Annotated in this window: 19 protein-coding genes; 12 read left to right on the top strand and 7 right to left on the bottom strand. The window is 70.9% G+C overall.

The annotated features are described in order from the left end of the window. The first annotated feature begins 8 nt into the window (after window positions 1-8). Window positions 9-1,007: a glycosyl hydrolase gene (locus Air01nite_RS02740; protein WP_239090436.1), complete on the top strand. Its 999-nt coding sequence runs from the start codon at window positions 9-11 to the stop codon at window positions 1,005-1,007. On the opposite strand, the gene Air01nite_RS02735 is transcribed toward Air01nite_RS02740, so the two are convergent. Continuing rightward, on the bottom strand, window positions 1,004-1,717 hold the full coding sequence (locus Air01nite_RS02735) for a WecB/TagA/CpsF family glycosyltransferase (RefSeq protein ID WP_203700159.1): 714 nt from the start codon (window positions 1,715-1,717) through the stop codon (window positions 1,004-1,006). The genes Air01nite_RS02740 and Air01nite_RS02735 overlap by 4 nt on opposite strands. Window positions 1,718-1,821: 104 nt before the next feature. On the opposite strand from Air01nite_RS02735, the gene Air01nite_RS02730 reads away from it, so the two are divergent. The 9 genes from Air01nite_RS02730 to Air01nite_RS02690 all read left to right on the top strand — a co-directional run bounded on the left by Air01nite_RS02730 (window position 1,822) and on the right by Air01nite_RS02690 (window position 9,975). Continuing rightward, entirely contained in the window at window positions 1,822-2,769 is a 948-nt protein-coding gene (locus Air01nite_RS02730) for a sulfotransferase family protein (RefSeq protein ID WP_203700158.1), read from the top strand. Then, window positions 2,766-3,683 carry a glycosyltransferase family 2 protein gene (locus tag Air01nite_RS02725; RefSeq protein WP_203700157.1) on the top strand — a complete coding sequence of 306 codons (918 nt, stop codon included), beginning with the start codon at window positions 2,766-2,768 and terminating at the stop codon, window positions 3,681-3,683. Before Air01nite_RS02730 ends, Air01nite_RS02725 begins: the two co-directional genes overlap by 4 nt. A gap of 45 nt (window positions 3,684-3,728) precedes the next feature. Then, on the top strand, window positions 3,729-4,547 hold the full coding sequence (locus tag Air01nite_RS02720) for an alpha/beta fold hydrolase (RefSeq protein WP_203700156.1): 819 nt from the start codon (window positions 3,729-3,731) through the stop codon (window positions 4,545-4,547). A gap of 73 nt (window positions 4,548-4,620) precedes the next feature. Further along, the gene (locus tag Air01nite_RS02715) at window positions 4,621-5,877 is read left to right on the top strand and encodes a CysS/YqeB C-terminal domain-containing protein (RefSeq protein ID WP_203700155.1); all 1,257 of its coding nucleotides are present in this window, start codon (window positions 4,621-4,623) and stop codon (window positions 5,875-5,877) included. Between the two features lie 413 nt (window positions 5,878-6,290). Further along, complete coding sequence (locus Air01nite_RS02710) at window positions 6,291-6,644, top strand: hypothetical protein (protein WP_203700154.1); 354 nt, start codon at window positions 6,291-6,293, stop codon at window positions 6,642-6,644. Window position 6,645: 1 nt separating this feature from the next. Next, a complete protein-coding gene (locus tag Air01nite_RS02705; RefSeq protein WP_203700153.1) occupies window positions 6,646-7,179 on the top strand; it encodes a TetR/AcrR family transcriptional regulator in 534 nt (177 codons plus the stop codon). Between the two features lie 88 nt (window positions 7,180-7,267). Next, complete coding sequence (locus Air01nite_RS02700; protein WP_203700152.1) at window positions 7,268-7,792, top strand: SigE family RNA polymerase sigma factor; 525 nt, start codon at window positions 7,268-7,270, stop codon at window positions 7,790-7,792. After that, complete coding sequence (locus tag Air01nite_RS02695) at window positions 7,789-8,874, top strand: hypothetical protein (protein ID WP_203700151.1); 1,086 nt, start codon at window positions 7,789-7,791, stop codon at window positions 8,872-8,874. Before Air01nite_RS02700 ends, Air01nite_RS02695 begins: the two co-directional genes overlap by 4 nt. Before the next feature lie 75 nt (window positions 8,875-8,949). Continuing rightward, window positions 8,950-9,975 (top strand): aldo/keto reductase, encoded by a 1,026-nt coding sequence (locus Air01nite_RS02690; RefSeq protein WP_239090434.1) that lies wholly within the window; start codon window positions 8,950-8,952, stop codon window positions 9,973-9,975. Window positions 9,976-10,631: 656 nt separating this feature from the next. On the opposite strand, the gene Air01nite_RS02685 is transcribed toward Air01nite_RS02690, so the two are convergent. The 4 genes from Air01nite_RS02685 to Air01nite_RS02670 form a co-directional block, all read right to left on the bottom strand. Further along, window positions 10,632-12,095 carry a metallophosphoesterase family protein gene (locus Air01nite_RS02685; RefSeq protein WP_203700150.1) on the bottom strand — a complete coding sequence of 488 codons (1,464 nt, stop codon included), beginning with the start codon at window positions 12,093-12,095 and terminating at the stop codon, window positions 10,632-10,634. Window positions 12,096-12,141: 46 nt separating this feature from the next. After that, window positions 12,142-12,780, bottom strand: a complete 639-nt coding sequence (locus tag Air01nite_RS02680) for a formylglycine-generating enzyme family protein (protein WP_203700149.1) — start codon at window positions 12,778-12,780, stop codon at window positions 12,142-12,144. Further along, on the bottom strand, window positions 12,780-13,385 hold the full coding sequence (locus Air01nite_RS02675; protein WP_203700148.1) for a pentapeptide repeat-containing protein: 606 nt from the start codon (window positions 13,383-13,385) through the stop codon (window positions 12,780-12,782). The genes Air01nite_RS02680 and Air01nite_RS02675 overlap by 1 nt, the downstream gene beginning before the upstream one ends. Before the next feature lie 66 nt (window positions 13,386-13,451). Then, window positions 13,452-14,666 carry an NADP-dependent isocitrate dehydrogenase gene (locus Air01nite_RS02670; RefSeq protein ID WP_203700147.1) on the bottom strand — a complete coding sequence of 405 codons (1,215 nt, stop codon included), beginning with the start codon at window positions 14,664-14,666 and terminating at the stop codon, window positions 13,452-13,454. A 154-nt stretch (window positions 14,667-14,820) separates the two neighbouring features. Here Air01nite_RS02670 and Air01nite_RS02665 point away from each other — a divergent pair, with 154 nt between their 5' ends. Beyond that, window positions 14,821-15,618, top strand: a complete 798-nt coding sequence (locus Air01nite_RS02665) for an MBL fold metallo-hydrolase (protein WP_203700146.1) — start codon at window positions 14,821-14,823, stop codon at window positions 15,616-15,618. A gap of 54 nt (window positions 15,619-15,672) precedes the next feature. Here the strand turns inward: Air01nite_RS02665 and mdh are convergent, their stop codons facing one another. Next, window positions 15,673-16,623, bottom strand: coding sequence for a malate dehydrogenase (gene mdh, locus Air01nite_RS02660; protein ID WP_203700145.1), 951 nt, complete (start codon window positions 16,621-16,623; stop codon window positions 15,673-15,675). A 69-nt stretch (window positions 16,624-16,692) separates the two neighbouring features. Then, window positions 16,693-17,748, bottom strand: coding sequence for a peptidoglycan DD-metalloendopeptidase family protein (locus tag Air01nite_RS02655; protein ID WP_239090433.1), 1,056 nt, complete (start codon window positions 17,746-17,748; stop codon window positions 16,693-16,695). A gap of 574 nt (window positions 17,749-18,322) precedes the next feature. Between Air01nite_RS02655 and Air01nite_RS02650 the strand changes: the two genes are divergently transcribed. Beyond that, entirely contained in the window at window positions 18,323-19,960 is a 1,638-nt protein-coding gene (locus Air01nite_RS02650) for a peptide ABC transporter substrate-binding protein (RefSeq protein WP_203700143.1), read from the top strand. Window positions 19,961-19,972: the final 12 nt, after the last annotated feature.

Genomic DNA, 19,972 nt, shown 5'->3' with positions numbered 1-19,972 from the left:
GGAGAAACGTGGTCGCGCGTATCCCTGCCGCCGTTGTGTCCGTCGTCGTCGTGGCCGCACTGGCCGCCTGCACCGCGACCACCCCGAAGCCCGCGCCCTCGGCCGATTTCGGCCGGCGCCCGGCCGGCGTGGCGACGAAGACCGGACCGTTCGACAGCGGGCCGGTCAAGGCGCCGGGCGACAAGGTCTGGGTCGGCGCGTGGGTCAAGCCGTCGGTGTGGGGACAGGCGGGGCGCAGGGAGGCGGTCGCCGGCGTGGAGAAGTCGCTGGGTCGGCGGTTCGACGTCATCAACACCTACCGCACGTTCGACGAGAAGTTCTGGACCGAGACCGACAAGGAGTACGTGAAGCGCGGCAGCATCGTGATGGTCAGCTGGGCCTCCGGCGACACGCGGTCCATGTTGGACGGCCAGCACGACGACACGATCCGCGAACAGGCCCGCCGGGTCGCCAAGGCGAAACAGCCGGTGATGATGCGGTTCCGCTGGGAGATGGACCGGCCCAACCTGCGCGCGACGATGTGGTCGCCGGAGGACTACATCGCGGCGTGGAAGTACACCCGGCAGATCTTCAAGGCGGAGGGCGCGACGAACGCGTCGTGGGTCTGGTGCCCGACGGCCGAGGGCTTCGACCGGGGTGACGCGCCGCTGTTCTACCCGGGCGACGACCAGGTGGACTGGACCTGCGTCGACGTGTACGCGAGCAGCGAGTACCGGCCGCTGGACGAGCTCATGGGCAACTTCCTCAAGTGGGCGGCGCAGCGGCCCAAGCCGATCATCGTGGGTGAGTTCGGCGTGGCGCGGGAGTGGGGTCCGCAGCGCCGGGCGGAGTGGATCAGGGACGCCACGCGGGTCTTCAAGGCCAACCCGCAGATCCGCGCGGTCGCGTACTTCGACTCCGACCCGGACGACAACCCGCGCACCCTGCATTTCAAGATCTCCGACGACGAGCCGGCGTTCGGCGCGTTCCAGGAACTGGCGTCGGAGTTGTCCGGTGGCAAGCCTTAGCGTTTCGTCGCGGTTGCCAGGAGCTTCAGCGCGTACGGGGCGTCGTGGCGCAGGTAGCGGCGGGCCAGCCGGCGGGGCTCGCGGGTGAGGCGGTGTGCCCACTCCAGGCCGGCGCGCTGCATCCAGGCCGGGGCGCGGTGCTGGTGCCCGGCCACGAAGTTGACGGCCATCCCGCAGCCGAGGAACCAGGCTGCGGGCAGCGCCGCCCGCAGCCGGCCGATCAGCCTTTCCTGCCGGGGGAAGCCGATGCCGACGAAGACCAGGTCCGGTCCGGCCTCGGCGACCGCGGTGACCGCCTCGTCCACCGCGCCCGGGTCGGCGTCGAAGCCGAACGGTGGCGAGCGGTGGCCGGCGACGGACAGGCCGGGAAACTCCGTGGCGAGGCGGTCGGCGGCCCGCTCGGCGATGTCCGGGGTGTCGCCGCCGAGGACGAACACGGACCGGGCGTCGGCGGCCAGACCGGCGGAGAGCGACCAGATCAGGTTGGATCCGGTGACCCGTTCGGGCAGCGGGTTGCGGGCGAGCCGGCTGGCCCAGACCAGCGGCATGCCGTCGGCGACGACCAGGGTGGCATCCTCCAGAAAGGACTGCACCTCGGGGCACGATCGGGCCCGCCGCACAATGTCCACGTTCGGGGTCAGGATGCGGCCGCCGTGCCCCCTCGCGAGGGCACGCCGCACCACGGCCACCACTCGGCGCTCGGTGATCATGTGGAGCCGCGAGCCGTCCAGGTGAACTCGGGCAAATCCATAATGAAGCGACACTTCGGCTCTCCCGCTCGTTATGTGGTTGAAACGAGCGAAGGTGGGTAAAAGTGGCACGGCTTCTCTTCGTCGGCGGGCTGGGCCGCAGCGGCACCACGCTGGTCGAACGGCTGCTCGGTGAGCTGCCCGGGGTCTGCGCGCTCGGGGAGGTCGTGCACCTCTGGCAACGCGACATCCGCGCCAACGAGCGGTGCGGGTGCGGGGAGCGGTTCGCCGCGTGCGAGTTCTGGACCCGGGTGGGTGAGGTCGCGTTCGGCGGCTGGGCCAACGTCGACGTCTACCGCGTGCTGGCGTTGCAAGCGGCCGTGGAACGCACTCGGCACATCCCGCGGCTCGCCTCGCCCCGGCTCCCCGACGACTACCGGGCCCAGGTGCGGGAGTACGCCGGCTACTACACCGCGGTCTACCGCGCCGCCGCCGAGGTGACCGGGGCGTCCGTGCTCGTGGACTCGTCGAAGCACAGCGCGCTCGCGCACTGCCTGCGCTGGTCGACCGGGCTCGACCTGCGGGTGGCGCACGTCGTGCGGGACCCGCGGGGTGTCGCGCACAGCTGGACCAAGGTGGTGTCCCGACCCGAGGCCGACGGCGAGAGCGAGATGACGCGCTACTCCCCCGGCCGCTCGGCGATGCTCTGGAACGCGCACAACGCGGCCTTCGGCCTGCTCGCCCGGCGAGGTGTGCCGCTGCTGCGGGTCCGGTACGAGCAGTTCGTCGCGGATCCGCGGGCGGGGCTCTCGTCGTTGGCGTCCTTCGCCGGGCTCAGCCTCGGTGAGTCCGATCTGGACTTCCTCTCCGAGGCGCACGCCGATCTCAGCGTCGGACACAGCGCGGCCGGCAACCCGATGCGCTTCTCGGTCGGTCGGATCCCGCTGCGCCGCGACGACGGCTGGCTGCGCGGGTTGCCCGCCACGGACCGCCGCCTGGTCGGTGCGGTGTGCGCTCCGCTGCTGCGGGCGTACGGCTATCCGGTCATGGTCTCCCGCGGGGGTACGCGATGAACGCGTGGCCGTCGGTCGGCGTGGTGATACCGACCCGGAACCGGCCGGAGCTGCTCCGGAAGGCGTTGGCGGCGGTGCGGGCGCAGGACTATCCCGGGCCGTTGCGGGTCGTGGTGGCGTTCGACCAGACCGCGCCCGATCTGCTGCTGGCCACCACGGACGGCGTACCCGTGCTGGTCATCTCGAACTGGCGCACCTCCGGGCTGGCCGGCACGCGCAACAGCGGCATCCTCGCCCTGGACACGGAGCTCGTCGCGTTCTGTGATGACGACGACGAGTGGGCGCCGGACAAGCTGCGGGTGCAGGTGCCGGCGCTGCTCGCCTCGTCGGCCGAGTTCTCGACGTGCGCGATCGCGGTGTCGTACAAGGGAAAGGTCACCCCGCGGCTGGCCGGGATGGCCTCGGTCGGTGTCGCGGAGCTGGCCCGCTCCCGGATGGCGATGCTGCACTCGTCGACGTTCGTTATCCGGCGCACGGCGCTGGTCGAGTCGGACCGGATCGGCCTGGTCGCGGAGGACGCGCCCGGCTCGCAGAACGAGGATTGGGACCTGCTGCTGCGGGCCGCGCGCCGGCACCCGATCGCGCACGTCGACGAGCCGCTGGTGCAGGTGCTGTGGGGGCGGTCGTCGCATTACGTGTACGAGTACCAGACGAAGATCTCGTCGCTGCGCTGGATGATGGAGCGGCATCCGGAGATCCGGGGCTGCCCGCCCGGCGCGGCCCGGGTGTATGGGCAGCTCGCCTGCTGGAACGCGGCGACCGGCAACCGGGCCGAGGCATGGAAGTGGACCCGGGAGGCCGTCCGCGCGAACTGGCGCGAGCCGCGCACGGCGATCGCGGTGGCCGCGATGACCGGTGCGGTCAAGGTGGACAACGTGCTGTCGACGCTGCACCGCTACGGGCGCGGGATCTGACCGACCTCTCGGTTTTTGTCGGGGGGTGTGGCTACATTCAGCGCCGTGAAGGTGACTGTCGCCGACGGCGTCGCGCTCAGCGTGCGACACAGGGTGGCCCAGGGTCGCGCGGGTTCGTCGGCGCCCGCGTTCCTGTTGGTCCACGGCTTGGCCTCCAACGCCCGGCTGTGGGACGAGGTGGCCGCCGCGCTGGCCGCGGCCGGGCACCCGAGCTATGCCGTCGACCTACGCGGCCACGGGTCGTCCGACCTGCCAAGCGGGGGCTTCGACACCGCGACGGCGGCCGCTGACCTGGCTGTGGTGGTTTCCTCGCTCGGGCTCGACCGGCCCGTGGTGGCCGGGCAGTCGTGGGGCGGCAACGTGGTCGTCGAGTTCGCCGCGTTGCATCCCGCTTCGGTGGGTGCGCTGGCCCTGGTCGACGGCGGGTGGATCGACCTGCCGTCGTCGTTCGGGTCGTGGGCGGCGTGCGCGGCGGCGTTGCGGCCTCCGGAGCTCGACGGGTTGCGCGCCGACGACCTGCGCGCGCACCTGCGCAGGGGCCATCCCGACTGGTCGGCGGCCGCGGTCGAGGCCACACTGGCCAACCTGCGGGTCGACCCCGACGGGCGGTTGTCACGGCGGCTGCCGATCGACCGACACATGGAGATCGTCCGGAGCATGTACGACCATCCGCCGCAGCAGTGGTATCCACGCTTGACCATGCCGGTGCTGCTGATGCCGGCCGGCGCCGCTTCCCGGGTCGAGTCGGCGGCCACGGCGATCCCGTCGGCAACGGTCCACGCCTACGCCGGCGGCGACCACGACCTGCACGCCCAACAGCCCGCCCGGGTAGCCGCCGACTTGCTGACGCTGGTGCGACCATGAGCGACCGCCGCGAGCGAATCAACCAACACAGCGCCGCCGGCGAATGCCGGGTCTCGCGAAGCGAGGCACGGGCATGAGCCGGCTGCTGGTGGTGATGGGGTCCGGTGAGACGGCGCCCACGATGGTCAAGCCGCATCGGGCCGTCTTCGCGCGGGTGAGCGGGCCCGCGGCGTTGCTGGACACGCCCTATGGCTTCCAGTCCAACGCCGACGACATCTCGGCGCGTGCGGTCCGCTACTTCGACCAGAGCATCGGACAGCCGGTCTCGGTGGTCTCGTGGCGGCGGCCGCCCGACGACTCGGTCGCCCGGGAGCGCGCGCTGGCCGCGCTGCGCGACGCGGGCTGGGTGTTCGCGGGCCCGGGGAGCCCGACCTACACGCTGCGCCAGTGGCGCGACACGGCGATCCCGGAGCTGCTGGCCGACAAGCTGACGCGGTCGGGCGTCGTGCTGTTCGCCAGCGCGGCGGCGCTGACGCTGGGCACGCACACGGTGCCGGTCTACGAGATCTACAAGGCGGGCATCGAGCCGCACTGGGCGCCGGGCCTCAACCTGCTCGAAGCGGCGATCGGCTTCCCGGCGGTGCTGATCCCGCACTACGACAATGCCGAGGGCGGCAACCACGACACCCGCTACTGCTATCTCGGCGAGGGGCGGCTGCGTGCGCTCGAGGCCGAGCTGCCCGACGGCCGTCTGATCATCGGCGTCGACGAGCACACGGCGGTGACCTTCGACCTCGACGCGAAAACGGCGACGGTGTCGGGCAACGGTGTGCTGACACTGCGCCAGGCCGGTGCGAGCGCGGTCTTCCCGGCCGGCTCGGTCCTGTCCTTCGCCGACCTGGCCGCGGGGCCGTCGGCAGATGGGCCGGTGGGCGTGCCGCCGCAGCCGCGACCGGAGTCCGAGGCGACCACGGCGCCCGACCAGCCGTCGCTGCGCGGCGCGGCCGACGAGCTGGACGCCCGCTTCGCGGCGGCGCTGGCGGCGCGCGACGTCGACGCCTGCGTGGCCGCGATGCTCGCGCTCGAACAGGCCATCGTGGACTGGTCGGGCGACACGGAAACCAGCGACGGCGCCGACTATCCGCGCTCGATCCTGCGCGGGATGGTGGTCCGGCTGGGCGAGCTGGCCCGCCGCGGCGCCGCGGACCCGGCGGAGACGGTCGGGGCATTCGTGGACGCGCTGATCGATCTGCGCGCCCAGGCGCGGGCCAACCGCGACTACGCCACGTCGGACACGGTCCGCGACCGACTAGCGGCGGCGGGGGTCGAGCTGCGCGACACCCCCGCCGGCACCACCTGGTCACTCACCGAAGCCGCGCCTTCGACCTGAGGCCCGAGGCCCGAGGCCTGAAGCCCGAGGCCCGAAGCCCGAAGCTGAAGCCCGAAGCCCGAAACCCGAAACCCGAAGCCCGAAGCCCGAGACCCGAAGCCCGAAGCCCGAGACCCGAAGCCCGAAGCCCGAAGCCGAAGGCCCGGGGCCGGAGGCCTGAGGCCGGAGGCCTGAGGCCCGAGGCCTGAGGCCCGAGGCCTGAGGCCCGAGGCCTGAGGCCCGAGGCCTGAGGCCCGAGGCCCGAGGCACGAGGCACGAGGCCCGAGGCACGAGGCCTGAGGCCCGAGGCCTGGGGCTTGAGGCCCGAGGCCTGGGGCTTGCGGTGAGGGGGCTCACGGGGAAACGGACTCCCGGGTCCGGTAGCGTCGAGCCCAACCGGACCTGGGAGTCCGGATCACCGGGGGAGATCGACGATGTGGCACGCGCGGATCAGCGAGGCCGTCCGTGAGCTGGCGTTCGAGCCGACGCTGCCGTTCGAAGAGGCGTTGGACAGGTTCTACGCGCCGGACTACGAGCACCGCAATGACGGCGAGGTGCTCGACCGCGCCGGGTTCGCGGCGATGGTCGCGGGGATGCGCGACCAGATTGCCAGCGGGACGGTGACCGTGCTCGACGAGCTGCGCGCCGGGTCGACCTATGCCGAGCGGCACGTCTACGACGTCACGATGAAGGACGGCAGCCGGCTGCACCGGGAGCTGTACGTGTTCGCGACCTGCGCCCCCGACGGGCGCTTCCGGAGCATCAGCGAGACCGGCTTCGACCGCTGAGATGACCGAGGTCACCCATCGCCGCACCGACGCCCGTCGCAACCACGAGCGCGTCGTCGCCGCGGCGCGGGAGCTGTTCGCCCGGCACGGTCTCCGCGTCACCGTGCCCGAGGTCGCGGCGCACGCCGGCGTCGGGCGGGCTACCGTCTACCGCAGCTATCCCACCAAGGATGACCTGGTCCTGGCCATCGCAAAGGACAGCTTCGCCGACCTCGCGGCCTGGACCAGGACGGCGGTCGACACCCGCACGCCGCTGTCCGCCTACGTCCCCGAGCTGTTCGCCCGCCTGGCCCGGGACCGCGGCCTGGCCGAGGCCTTCCTCGACGCCCGCCTCGTGCCCGCCGCGGACCTGCTGCACCTGATCAGCGGCCTGGTCGACACGGCCAAGGCAGCGGGCGAGGCGCGCACCGACCTGAGCGCGCTCGACCTGCGCGTCCTCCTCTGCGGCCCGGCCCGCCAACTCGTCGCGCTGGACGAGTGGGACCCGGACCTGTGGCGCCGCCACGGCGCGATGGTGGTCAACGCACTGCGCTGAACGCGGCCAGGGTCACGGTTTGCCCGCCGCGTGCAACCTCGGGCCGGCTGACCGCCGTCTTGCTCCCGACAGAAGGGAGCACGGACGCGTGAAGGGACCCGACGAGGAGGAGTTTCGTGAGTTCGTCACCAACGCCCGGGACACGTTGCGCGGCATCGCCTACCTGACCTGCGGCAGCTGGGCGATGGCCGACGATGCCGTCGGGGCCGCGCTGAGCAAGCTCTACGTCCGCTGGAACCGGATCACCTCCCCTTACGCGTACGCCCGGCGCACCGTGGTGCTCGCAGCCATCGACGAGACCCGGCGCCCGTGGCGACGCGAACAGGCCGCCGGCCACCTCCTGCCCGACCGTCCCGAACCCGACCCGTTCGGCGCCGTCGACGAAGCCATGCGCGTCCGCGCGGCGCTCGCCCAGGTGCCGCCCGGCCAACGCGCCGTCCTGGTGCTCCGCTTCTACGAGCAGCTCAGCGTCGAGGAGACCGCCGAGGTGCTCGGGCGCAGCCAGGGCACGGTCAAGAGCCAGACCGCCCGGGGGCTGGCCGCGCTGCGCGCCGCCCTCGACGTCAACGAAACCCCCGTCACCACACCGCAGCGAGGAGAGCGCACGCCATGAGCGACATCCGCCAACTGCTCGAAGCAGCCAAGGCCGACCCACCGCCGCCGGCGGAGAGCGTCGACGAGATCCTCCGCGCCGGACGCCGACGCCTGCGGCGCTCCCGCGCCAAGGCCGTCAGTGGTGCCGGCCTGGGCGTGGTCGCCGTCGCGACCGCGCTGCTGGTGGCGACGGCCGGCGGGCCGACCGGGACGCCCGCTTCACTGGACGTGGCGGGCGTCGGGCCCACGACCGAGCCCTTCAGCCTGACCTTCGCGGGCTACGCGGTCGGCGCGTTCACGGTCACCGACCCCATGCTGGTCACACCCGGCTACCAGCAGGCGCTCGTGCGGACCGAGATCGACCCGGGCGGCGGCCTGACCACGGTGGACGCCGGCGAGCTGACCGTTTATAACCCCGGCGTCTTCAGGCCCGACCGGTTCACCGAGGCCAGCACCCCGATCGAGGTCGGCGGCCGGCCCGGGTTCGCCACCATGCTCGACCGCGAGTTCACCTTCGGCGAGCGGGGAACACGCAGGGCCACGGTCCGGAAGACCGTCGCGCTCCCCGCCGTCGCATGGCAGTACGCGGACGGCGCGTGGGCCACGCTCGAGTCGATCAACCTCGACAACCGGGGTCTGCCGGCCGACGACGTGCGCCGGCTCGCCGAGGCGTTCACCGTGGGCGCCGCACGACCGGCGACGACGCCCGTCAGGGTCGGGCACATGCCGGCCGGGTGGGAGCTGGCGAGCGTCGGGCGCAGCCTGGTCAGTGGCGCCACCGACGTGTCGGAGGCCATCTGGGTCCGCACCGGCACCCGGTTCGACTCACTCACGGCGCCGGTGGACCTCTACGCGACAGGCCTTCCGACGGTGGCGGTCCGCGTCTCGGTGGTCGAGACCGAGGGCCCCTACGCCCACCCGGTGAAGCCGCCCTGCCCCTCCGGACAGCACTTCTGCGACCGGCCGATCGACGCCCGCTTCTACGCGGAGGTCGAGGACCGCTCGGGCGCCCTGTCCGGCGCCGAGGTCGCGGCGATCACCGACGGCCTCGAGTTCGCCAACGTCGACCAGCCGCGCACCTGGTTCCCGGTGCCGGCCTGATCCGCGGGCCCCGCGCGGCCGACCCGAGCCGGCCTCGGGTTAGATTGGGCGCCGCTTCGCGGTGAGGAGAGACAAATGCGCTATCGCCGGCTCGGCTCCACGGGAACCATCGTCTCCACGCTGTGCCTCGGCACGATGACGTTCGGCGCGGAGACCGACGAGCCCGGCTCGCACGCGCAGCTCGACCGGTTCGTCGAGGCCGGCGGCACCTTCCTGGACACCGCCGACGTCTACACGCGCGGCGTCTCCGAGCAGATCGTCGGGCGTTGGCTGAGCGCGCGGCCGGGCGTACGCGATCGCCTGGTCATCGCGACCAAGGGCCGGTTCCCGATGGGCGACGGCGCCAACGACGCCGGTCTGTCCCGGACCCACCTCTCCCGCGCGCTGGACGCGAGCCTGTCCCGGCTCGGCGTCGAGACGATCGACCTCTACCAGGCGCACGCCTGGGACCCGCTGACCCCGATCGAGGAGACGCTGCGCTTCTACGACGACGCCGTGCGCGCGGGGAAGATCCGCTACGTCGGTGTCAGCAACTTCGTCGGGTGGCAGCTCCAGAAGGCCGTGCTGCTGGCGCGGTTCGGCGGGCTGCCGCCGATCGTCACCCTGCAGCCGCAGTACAACCTGCTGGCGCGCGACATCGAGCACGAGGTCGTGCCGGTCTGCGTCAACGAGGGCGTCGGCATTCTGCCCTGGTCGCCGCTGGGCGGCGGCTGGCTGACCGGCAAGTACCGCCGTGACGAGTTGCCCACCGGCGCGACCCGGCTGGGCGAGAACCCCAACCGGGGCGTCGAGGCGTACGCGGGCCGCAACGCGTCGGAGCAGACCTGGCAGGTGGTCGAGGCGCTCGGCGAGATCGCGCTGGCGCGCGGCGTCTCGATGGCCGCCGTCGCGCTGGCCTGGCTCGCCGACGCGCCCGCGGTCACCTCGGTGATCCTCGGCGCCCGGACGACCGCGCAGCTCGACGACAACCTGACCGCCGGCGACCTGGTGCTCGACCCGGCCGAGCGGGAGCGCCTCGACAAGGTCAGCGAGCCGCGGGTCGCCGACTACCCCTACGGCCGCGCCGGCATCGACCAGCGCGGCCGCCTCCTGCCCCAGTAGTGCTCTGTAGGCGCGGCAGCGCCTGGCGGGGTAAGCGGTGGTGACACCCCGCCGGCTCGAGTGCGGCACCGAGTCGGTGGGCCTGGCGCGGCAGGGTCGAGACCCGGGAGCGACCCGGGTGGGGCAGTGATCGAGTGCAGCCGGTCGGGCACCCGCCACGCGATACTCATGATCGGGTGCGTCCCGTCCGCGTCTTCCGCGGCGTGTCGCACAGACCGGCTGCACACGATCAGCACACAACCCGGACCCGAGCAGGTCCGCCGCACACGATCAAGAAAGACCGGCCCGCGTCACGGACGATCCACGCCGGATGGGCCCTATCGGCAGCTGGGAAACACCGTGCCGACGAGGACGCAGTCGGTGCCCTTCGCCGTGTTGCCCGAGCGGTCAAAGAAATGGACGTCCCACGTCGGGGCGGGGTCCCGGAGCACCGCGTAGCCCCAATCGTGCCGGGTGACGAACCCGGCGACGTTCAGCCGGAAAGGCCCTATCGGCAACTCGGAAACACCGTGCCAACGAGGACGCAGTCGGTGCCCTTCACCGCGCCGCCGAAGCGGTTGAAGAAGCGGACGTTCCACGTCGTCGTGCGGTCCCGGAGCACCGCGTAGCCCCAATCGTGCCGGGTGACGAACCCGCGACGTTCAGCCGGACAGGCCCTATCGGCAACTCGGGAACACCGTGCCGACGAGGTCGCAGTCGGTGCCTTTCACCGCGTTGCCCGAGCGGCTAAAGAAGCGGACGTTCCACGTCGTCGTACGGTCCCGGAGCACCGCATAGCCCCACTCGTGCCGGGTGACGAGCTGGGCGATGTTCAGGCCGTTGACCGGCTTGTTGATCAGTTGGCTGTCGACCCAGGTCTGTGGATCGAGCTCCGTGCCCGACGAGCCGACGGTCAGCTGCGGTGGCCGGCGGTCCGCGGTGCCGCTGGTGACCGCGAGCATCTGGTAGAGGTGCACGTGCCCGGAGAGCACGAACGTGATCCGCCGGTCGAGCCGGCCGAGCGTGCTCGTGGCCAGGGCCGCGTCGAGGGTGTGGTCGATCCACTCCGGGTTGGCGGCCGGCGTCTGCCCGTTGACCGCCCACAGCGGCGAGTGGCTGAGCAGCAGGTTGTCGCCACCGCGGACCAGGTTGTTGTTGATCTCGTTGAACTGGTCGCGGTACCGGCGCTCCAGGTCGGTGTGGTTGCAGCTCGCCGGCTGTTCCTCGTCGGCGGCGCAGGACGTGTCCATCAGCAGCAGGCTCAGCGTGCCGGCGTCGATCCGGGCCGGTGGGGTGTAGTCCTGCGGGTGCTGCGGGTCGCAGGCGGTCGAGCTCGGTGCGGCCGCCAGGTAGCGGAACCAGACCGCGCCGGCGCGGCCGCAGTTCTCGTGGTTGCCGCGGACGAACACGAACGGCGCCGTCGCCAGCAGGCGGGCGGCCGGCTCGAAGAAGTCCGTGACCAGGCAGCCCCAGGTGTGCGCGTTGTTGCCGAGGCCCGGCGCGCCGCACAACGGCTCACGCCAGCGCTGCGGCGCCGAGCGGTAGAGATAGTCACCGACGTGGACGACGAGATCGGGCCGCGCCGGCTCGCGGGCGGCGCTGTCGGACACGTCCGCGAACGGCCAGCGCTGCGGCGTGCACCGCTGGATCTGCGCCGGAGCCGCGGGCACGCGGCAGCCGGTGTCGCCGATCAGGGCGATGTTGCCGGGCCGGCGCTTGGTCGCGCCGGTCTGGGTCCAGTCCGGCAGCGGGACGTCGCCGTTGGCGCTGGGGCGCACCGGGATTCCCTGCGTGGTCGAGACGTCGACCCGGGCCCGGGTGGCGTTGTCCTCGACCAGCAACGAGCAGAGGGTGGCCGTGGTCGGATAGACGGTCACCACGCCGTTGGGGACCATCTGGTGCCGGACGGTCTGCGTACCCGTGGTGATCTCCACGAACGGGCATTGAGCGGCGGGCGTGGCGAACCGGACCTGCGTGCCGCCCCGCGTCTGTTGGCCGGGCGGGACGAGCTGGGTCCAGGCCCAGGCGACCGGGGGTGGCAGGGACGGGTTTCCGTAGCCTTCACCGGCCGAGTCCGGCCGAGCGGCCGCCGACAACGGTGTGAGTGCCGCCGCGAGCAACAGACCCACGGAACTCAGCACGAACCGACGCTGCACCCGGGGATCATTTCAGGAGAAACAGCGCAAACTACGCATTTCGTGCGAGTCGGAAGCCCACGTCGTCGACCTGGAAGGTCGGGTGGCTGCGCCGCCGCACCGACGCGCGGCAGCTCCACTGCTCGTCGAACCACCCGCCGCCGCGCAGCACCCGGTAGCTGCCGTAGACCTCCGCGTCGTAGACGTCCCAGCACCAGTCCCACACGTTGCCGAGCATGTCGTGCAGCCCCCAGGCGTTCGGCCGCAGCGAGCCCACCTCGTGGATCCGCTCGCCGGAGTTGCCGCGGTACCAGGCGATCTCGTCGAGTGGCCCGTAACGCGGCCCGGTCGTGCCGGCGCGGCAGGCGTACTCCCACTCCGCCTCGGTGGGCAGCCGGTAGCCGTCGGCGGTGACATCCCACTCGACGTGCTCCCCTTCGACCGCGTAGGCCGGCGCCAGTCCCTCGACGAGGGAAAGGGCGTTGCAGTAGCGGACCGCGTCGAACCACGAGACGCTCTCCACCGGCAGGCGATCGCCGCGCGCCGCGCTGGGCCAAGCGCCGGTGACGGCACCGTAGGAGGCCTGGGTCACCGGAACCGAAGCCAGGCGGAACGCGGCGACCGAGACGGACCACCGCCGCTGGGTGCGCCGGTCCGCCAGCGTCACCACCCCGGCGGGCAGCGGCACCATCAACTGGCTTCGACGATCGCGCCGTAGCCGGCCGCCACCAGGGCCGCCTGGGCAAGGTCGATCCGCGCGCCGGTGAGGTCCAGCTCGGTGACGTTGATGCCGCTCAGATCCGCGCCGCGCAGGTCGGCGCCCTTCAGCACCGCGCCGCGCAGCCGGGCGCCCGCGAGGTCGGCGCCGCGCAGGTCGCACTTGGTCAGATCGGCGTCGGCGAAGTCGGCGTCGCGCAGCTTGACCCCGGCCAGCGATACGCCGGCCAGCTTCGCGCCCCGGGCCACCACGAACGACCAGTCGCCGCCGGTGACGGTCAGCGGGCGCAGGTCGCAGTCGGCGAACGTGGTGCCGGTCAGCTTGCAGTCGTCGAGCCGGGCGTTGAAGAACGGTGACTTGCGGATCGTGCAGCGCAGCAGCGCGCACCGGGTGAGCACGGCGCTGCTGAACTTGACCAGCGACAGGTCGCACTCCACGAACCGGCAGCCGGTCAGCTCGGCCTCGGTCAGGTCGACGTCGTCGAACGCGCAGCCCTCGAACGTCACGCGCTCGAACGGGTCGAGCGCCCAGTCCTCGACCGCGAACCGCTCTCCGGTGAAGGTCGCCCCCGCATCCATGCCGCCCAGCATGCCAAGAGGCCCACCCGCACGGCAGCGGCGGGTGGGCCTCGGGACAGAAAGAGATCAGGCCAGCTTGCGGGCCAGGTTCTCGTCGAGCGCGTTCATGAACTCGTCGGTGGTCAGCCACGGGGCGTCCCGGCCGATCAGCAGCGCGAGGTCCTTGGTCATCTGGCCGCCCTCGACGGTCTCGATGCAGACCTGCTCGAGCTTGGTGGCGAAGTCGGTGACCGCGGGGGTGTTGTCGACCTTGCCCCGGTGGGCCAGGCCGCGGGTCCAGGCGAAGATCGACGCGATCGGGTTCGTCGACGTCTTCTCGCCCTTCTGCCACTGCCGGTAGTGCCGGGTGACCGTGCCGTGCGCCGCCTCGGCCTCGACGGTCTTGCCGTCCGGCGTCATCAGCACCGAGGTCATCAGGCCCAGCGAGCCGAAGCCCTGCGCGACGGTGTCGGACTGCACGTCACCGTCGTAGTTCTTGGCGGCCCAGACGAAGCCGCCCTCCCACTTGAGCGCCGCGGCGACCATGTCGTCGATCAGGCGGTGCTCGTAGGTGATGCCGGCGGCCGCGAACTCGTCCTTGAACTCGGCGTCGAAGACCTCCTGGAACAGGTCCTTGAACCGGCCGTCGTACGCCTTGAGGATCGTGTTCTTGGTCGACAGGTAGACCGGGTAGTGACGCTCGAGGCCGTAGCGGAACGACGCCCGGGCGAAGTCGCGGATCGAGTCGTCGAAGTTGTACATGCCCATCGCGACGCCGCCGCCGGGGAAGTCGGCGATCTCGAACTCCATCGGCTCCGAGCCGTCGGCCGGGGTGTAGGTGATCGTCACGCGGCCCGGGCCGGGCACCACGAAGTCGGTCGCCTTGTACTGGTCGCCGTGCGCGTGACGGCCGATCACGATCGGCTTGGTCCAGCCCGGCACGAGCCGCGGCACGTTGGACATGACGATCGGCTCGCGGAACACGACGCCGCCGAGGATGTTGCGGATGGTGCCGTTGGGCGACCGCCACATCTTCTTCAGGCCGAACTCCTCGACCCGCGCCTCGTCAGGGGTGATGGTCGCGCACTTGACGCCCACGCCGTGCCGCTTGATCGCGTTGGCGGCGTCGACGGTGACCTGGTCGTCGGTCGCGTCGCGGTGCTGGATCGACAGGTCGTAGTACTCGAGGTCGAGGTCGAGGTACGGCTGGACCAGCTGCTCGCGGATCTGCTTCCAGATGATCCGGGTCATCTCGTCGCCGTCGAGCTCGACGACCGGGTTCGCTACCTTGATCTTGGCCATCGGCCGGCGCTCCTCTCGGACTTCTCGTTAGCAGTACGAGCGTACTGCATAGGGAATTCGTCCTTGGCACCTGGTCCTCCGGACGGCGCAGATCAAGACCTAACAGGCCCGATGAGGGACCTCACCGCCCCCCTCACCGTGGGACCATCAGGCGATGCCCCTCCAGTACCAGGCCGGAGAAGCCACGATCATCGCCCTGTCCGACGGCGAAGGTCCTTTCTTCGAGCCGCGAACGAAGGCATTCCCCACGGCAACACCGGATGATTGGCGCAAAGCGGACGAAGCCGATGCGGCCTCCGTAACCGCCGGCGGCGATTGGCTCCTGCGCTTCCGCTGCTTCGCGATCCGGCTCGGCAACCGCACCGTGCTCGTCGACGCCGGCATCGGCCCGGCCGACTCGCCCGCCGCCTCCTGGGCCCCGGTCCCCGGCCGGCTCCCCGCCGCGCTCGACGAGGCCGGCATCCGCGCCGACGAGATCGACACCGTCGTGCTGACGCACCTGCACACCGATCACATCGGCTGGGCGGTCGCGGCCGGGGCGCCGTTCTTCCGCAACGCCCGCTATCTGATGCAGCAGACCGAGATCAAGGCCATCGAGGAGTACGAGGCTCCGGCCGGCCCCTACGCGCTGGAGCCGCTGCGGGCCGCGGGCCAGCTCGACGCGATCGACGGCGAACACCGGCTGGCGCCGGGGTTGCGGGTCATCCACACCCCCGGCCACACGCCCGGCCACCAGTCCGTCCTGCTGGAGACCGGCGACGAGACCGTGCTGGTCACCGGCGACCTCCTGGTGCACGCCGTGCAACTGGTCGCACCGGAGACGGCGTACACCCACGAAATGGACCCGGAGCTGGCACGGGCGACCCGCGTCGCCCTCCTGCGGGAGGCGCGCGAGAAAGGGGCCACCCTGGCGGTTCCCCACCTGGGTGACCCCTTCGTCAAGCTGCGGTGAAAGGAACGGACCGTTATTAACGCTATGCGTTAATAACGGTCCGTTCCTTTCAGATCAGAGGTTCGCGACGTCGCCCTGCTTGGCGCGGACCGCCTCGGCGGCCTCGCCCAGGGCGGCCCGCTCCGACTCGGTGAGGTCGGTCTCGACGACCCGCTTCACGCCGCCGGCGCCGATCTCGGCCTCGACGCCCAGGTAGACGCCGTTGATCCCGTATTCGCCGTCGACCCAGGCGCAGACCGGCAGCACCGCGCCGCTGTCCTCGGCGACCGCGCGGGCCATCCGGGCGGCGGCGGCCGACGGGGCGTAGTACGCCGAGCCGGTCTTGAGCAGCGCCACGACCTCGGCGCCGCCGTTGCGGGTGCGGACGACCAGCTCCTCGATCTTGTCGGCCGGCAGCAGCTCCGACAGCGGCTTGCCGTTGACGGTGCACTGCGACGGCACGGGCACCATCGTGTCGCCGTGCGAGCCGAGCGTCAGCGTCTTGACCGTGCCGACCGGGACCGCCAGGGTCTCGGCGACGAAGTTGCTGAAGCGGGCCGTGTCGAGCATGCCGGCCTGGCCGAGCACCCGGTTCTTCGGGAAGCCGGTGGCGATCTGGGCCAGCGCGGTCATCTCGTCGAGCGGGTTGGACACCACGATCACGACCGCGTCGGGCGCGTGCCGGGCCACCTGCTCCGAGACGCCCCGGACGATCTTGGCGTTGGTCTCCAGCAGGTCCATCCGGCTCATGCCGGGCTTGCGCGGCAGGCCGGCGGTGATCACCACGATGTCCGAGCCGGCGATCTGCTCGTAGCCTGAGCCGTCGGTGCCGGTGGTGACGCCGACGACCTGGGTCTCGAAGCCCTCGATCGGCCGCGACTGGTTCATGTCGAGGGCGAGACCCTCGGGCTTGCCGTCGATGATGTCCGTGAGCACGACGGTCTCGAAGACGTCGTACTCGGCCAGCCGCTGCGCCGTCGTCGAGCCGTAGAAACCGGCACCGACGACGGTGACCTTCTTGCCCATGGTCGCCTCAACTCCCTGTTACCGGCAGATTTCCCGCGACCGTATCAGCGCCGGTCAGGGTCTCCTTACCTAGGGGCACCAGCCGTTCAGCGGGTCACTCCGGCCGGTCCAGAGGTAGGCGTCGCTGATGTAGCTGCCGTCCCGCAGCCGGGTCCAGAGGTTCGTGCTGACGCCGTCCCGGCCGGTGTGCGTCTCGCCCCGGACGGAGCACGCGATGTCGACCGTCTCGCCGTCGGCGACCTCGCCGACCTGGTCGTAGCTAGTGGCTGGCCCGGCCCGCCGGATCGTGTAGGTGCCGCCGTCCGTGTCGACGATGCCCTGGCGGAAGCCGAGCCGGCCGTAGTTGTAGAGCCCGTCGCCGACGTCGGCCCGCTCCGAGCCGTGCAGCGCGTAACCCTCGTAGGACGCACCGGTCTGCCGGATCACCCACTTGCCGATCGCGTGCCCGTTGATGGCGACGTACTTGTTGTTGTAGCGCAGCGAGAAGTGCACGTGCGCGCCGGTCGAGGAGCCGCCGCAGGAGACGTCGTTGCCGATGTTGCCTAGGAAGACCCCGTCGCCGATCCGCTTGCCGCTGACCTTGATGTTGCCGGACAGGTGGTAGTAGTCGGTCGCCCAGCCGCGGTCGTGGATGACCCGGATCCACCCCTTTCCGGACGAGCACATCGTGTACGCGAGCCCGGCGCGCGCCGACAGCACCTTGCCGTCACCGCCCGACAGGTCGATCGAACTGCGCACGCTGGTGCTCATCGGGTGCGGCCCGCCGGTCAGCGTCCAGGTCTGGCCGTTCGCGTAGGGCAGCCGCAGGCCGGTGCGCCGGTCGAGGGCCTCGGTCCGGCTGCGGTCGACGCCCAGGACCTTGCGCTCCTCGGAGCTGAGGATCGGTGACCGGCTCGCCAGATTCGCGAACGCCCGCTCACCCTCCAGGGCGGCCGTCCAGCCGTTGTCGTCGCGATGGGCGATGAAGAGCCAGCCCTCCGGGTAAGCTCCCGCCACCTTGGCGGCGGCCAGCACCGCGGTGCCGAAGCCCCAGGTGCCCGTGGTCCGTGAGGCGATGTTCACCTGCGGCTCGGGCGTCGGCACGGCGCTCGCCTTGCTGCGCGCGATCAGCATCTGCCGGACCACGTCGGCAAGGTCCGATCTCGGGCCGGCGTGCGCGCTGCCGGCGACTCCGGAAAATGCGATGAGGGCGGTTAGGACGGCAGATGCGGCTATTGCGATACGGAGTCGCATAACACGATGATCGGAAATTGGGGCATCTCGGTCACGCCGCCACGCCGGTCGAGCGGCTTTCGACATGTTCCCGCCGCCTTCGGCGCCGCCCGTCGCAGCACCTGGACCCGGTCGCTCCGGTCGTTGGCCAGCTCACCAGAGGCTGTTCACAGTGGGTAGTCGTCCGCTCGCCGCGCGCCGCCCGCCATGTCGGACTTATCCGTCTTATGGACGGGCCGTTTTGCTCCGAATCCTAGGGCATAATTTTCCCCGGCCCACTCGTGACCTTGCCCAGAGTGGCCGTTCCACAACAGACGAAGAGCTTGACCCGCAACACCTGGCGGACCGGCGTCGTGACCTCGTCGTGATCGGCCGGTTTTGGCTGAGGCAGTCGGTTGACTTACCTTTGCCGTCGTTGCACTGCGTCACCCGACCGGTGGCGCGTCGACCGCGCGCGAGCACGAGCAAGTGCCACCAAGGAGGCTCCATGCAGGTTCGCAGGCTGATCGCCGGAACCGTCGTACCCCTGGCCGTGACCGCGGGTCTGGTCGGATGCAACAGCGGTGACTCGGCGAAGGTCGATCCCAACGGCGTGGTCAGCATCCAGATCGCCGAGCCTCAGCACATGACGCCGAGCAACAGCAACGACGCCAGCGGCATCCAGGTGCTCTCCGCGCTGTTCGCCCCACTGGTCAACTACGACGACAACTTCAAGCCCGTGCCGGACGCGGCCACCTCGATCGAGTCCAAGGACCACAAGGTCTGGACGATCAAGCTCAAGGACGGCTACACGTTCCACAACGGCGAGAAGGTCACCTCGCAGAACTACATCGACGCCTGGAACTACGCCGCCTACGGCCCCAACGCGCAGAACAACGGCTTCTTCTTCAGCCGGATCGCCGGCTACGGCGCCACCCAGCAGGAAAGCGACCCGGACGGTCCGGAGGGCCCCGAGAAGCCCCCGGCGCCGAGGGCCAAGACCATGAGCGGCCTGAAGAAGGTCGACGACCTGACCTTCCAGGTCACGCTCTCGCAGCCGTTCACCGAGTTCGAGACGATCCTCGGCTACAGCGCGTTCTACCCGCTGCCCAAGGCCGCCTTCGCCAGCGAGGGTGTGCTCAAGGAAGACTTCGAGAGCGCCCCGATCGGCAACGGCCCGTTCATGATGAACGGCAAGTGGGAGCACGACGCCAAGGTCGAGGTAGCCAAGTACGACGCGTACCCGGGCACCAAGCCCAAGGTCGGCGGCGTCGAGTTCCGCATCTACCTGCAGCCCAGCGCCGCGTACGCCGACGTGCTCTCGGACAACCTCGACGTGATCCCGCAGATCCCGACCGAGAGCATCCCCACCGCTCCGGACGACCTCGGTGACCGCTTCCAGCGCAGCTCGGCGTCGCAGTTCCAGTTCCTCGCGTTCCCGACCTTCGAGCAGGACTTCGCCAACCCGCAGGTCCGCAAGGCGATCTCCAAGGCGATCGACCGCGACGAGATCGTCCGCTCGGTCTTCAAGGGCTCGCAGCAGTCGGCCCGCTCGTTCGTCTCGCCCGTGGTCGCCGGCTACCGGGAGAACGCGTGCGGCGACGCGTGCGAGTACGACCCGAAGGCGGCCAAGACCCTGTACGACCAGGCCGGCGGTCCCAAGAAGATCCAGCTCTCGTACAACGCCGACGGTCCGCACAAGGACTGGATCGACGCGACCTGCAACCAGCTCAACGCGAACCTCGGCGTGCAGTGCACCACGGTGCCCGAGGCGAAGATCGCGGACCTGCTGAACAAGGTCGAGGAGAAGCAGAACGTCGGCATCTTCCGGCTCGGCTGGATCATGGACTACCCGTCCATGGAGAGCTACCTGGGCCCGCTCTACACGACCACCGGTTCGTCGAACTACTACGGCTACAGCAACACCGAGTTCGACAAGCTGGTCCAAGAGGGCAGCGCGGCCGAGACGCCGGAGAAGTCGATCGAGAAGTACCAGCAGGCCGAGGACATCCTGGCCCGCGACCTGCCGGTCATCCCGCTGCGGTTCGCGCAGAACAACTACGGCTTCTCGACCCGGGTGCAGAACGTGGTGGTCGACCTGTTCAGCCGGATCGACCTCAACCAGATCGAGGTGCTCGGCAACTGACCTGGCGCGCGG

This window comes from Asanoa iriomotensis, from assembly GCF_016862515.1.
Lineage (GTDB): Bacteria > Actinomycetota > Actinomycetes > Mycobacteriales > Micromonosporaceae > Asanoa > Asanoa iriomotensis.
The sequence above is the reverse complement of the archived record's forward strand: the minus strand, read 5'-3'. Positions and strand labels throughout refer to the sequence as shown.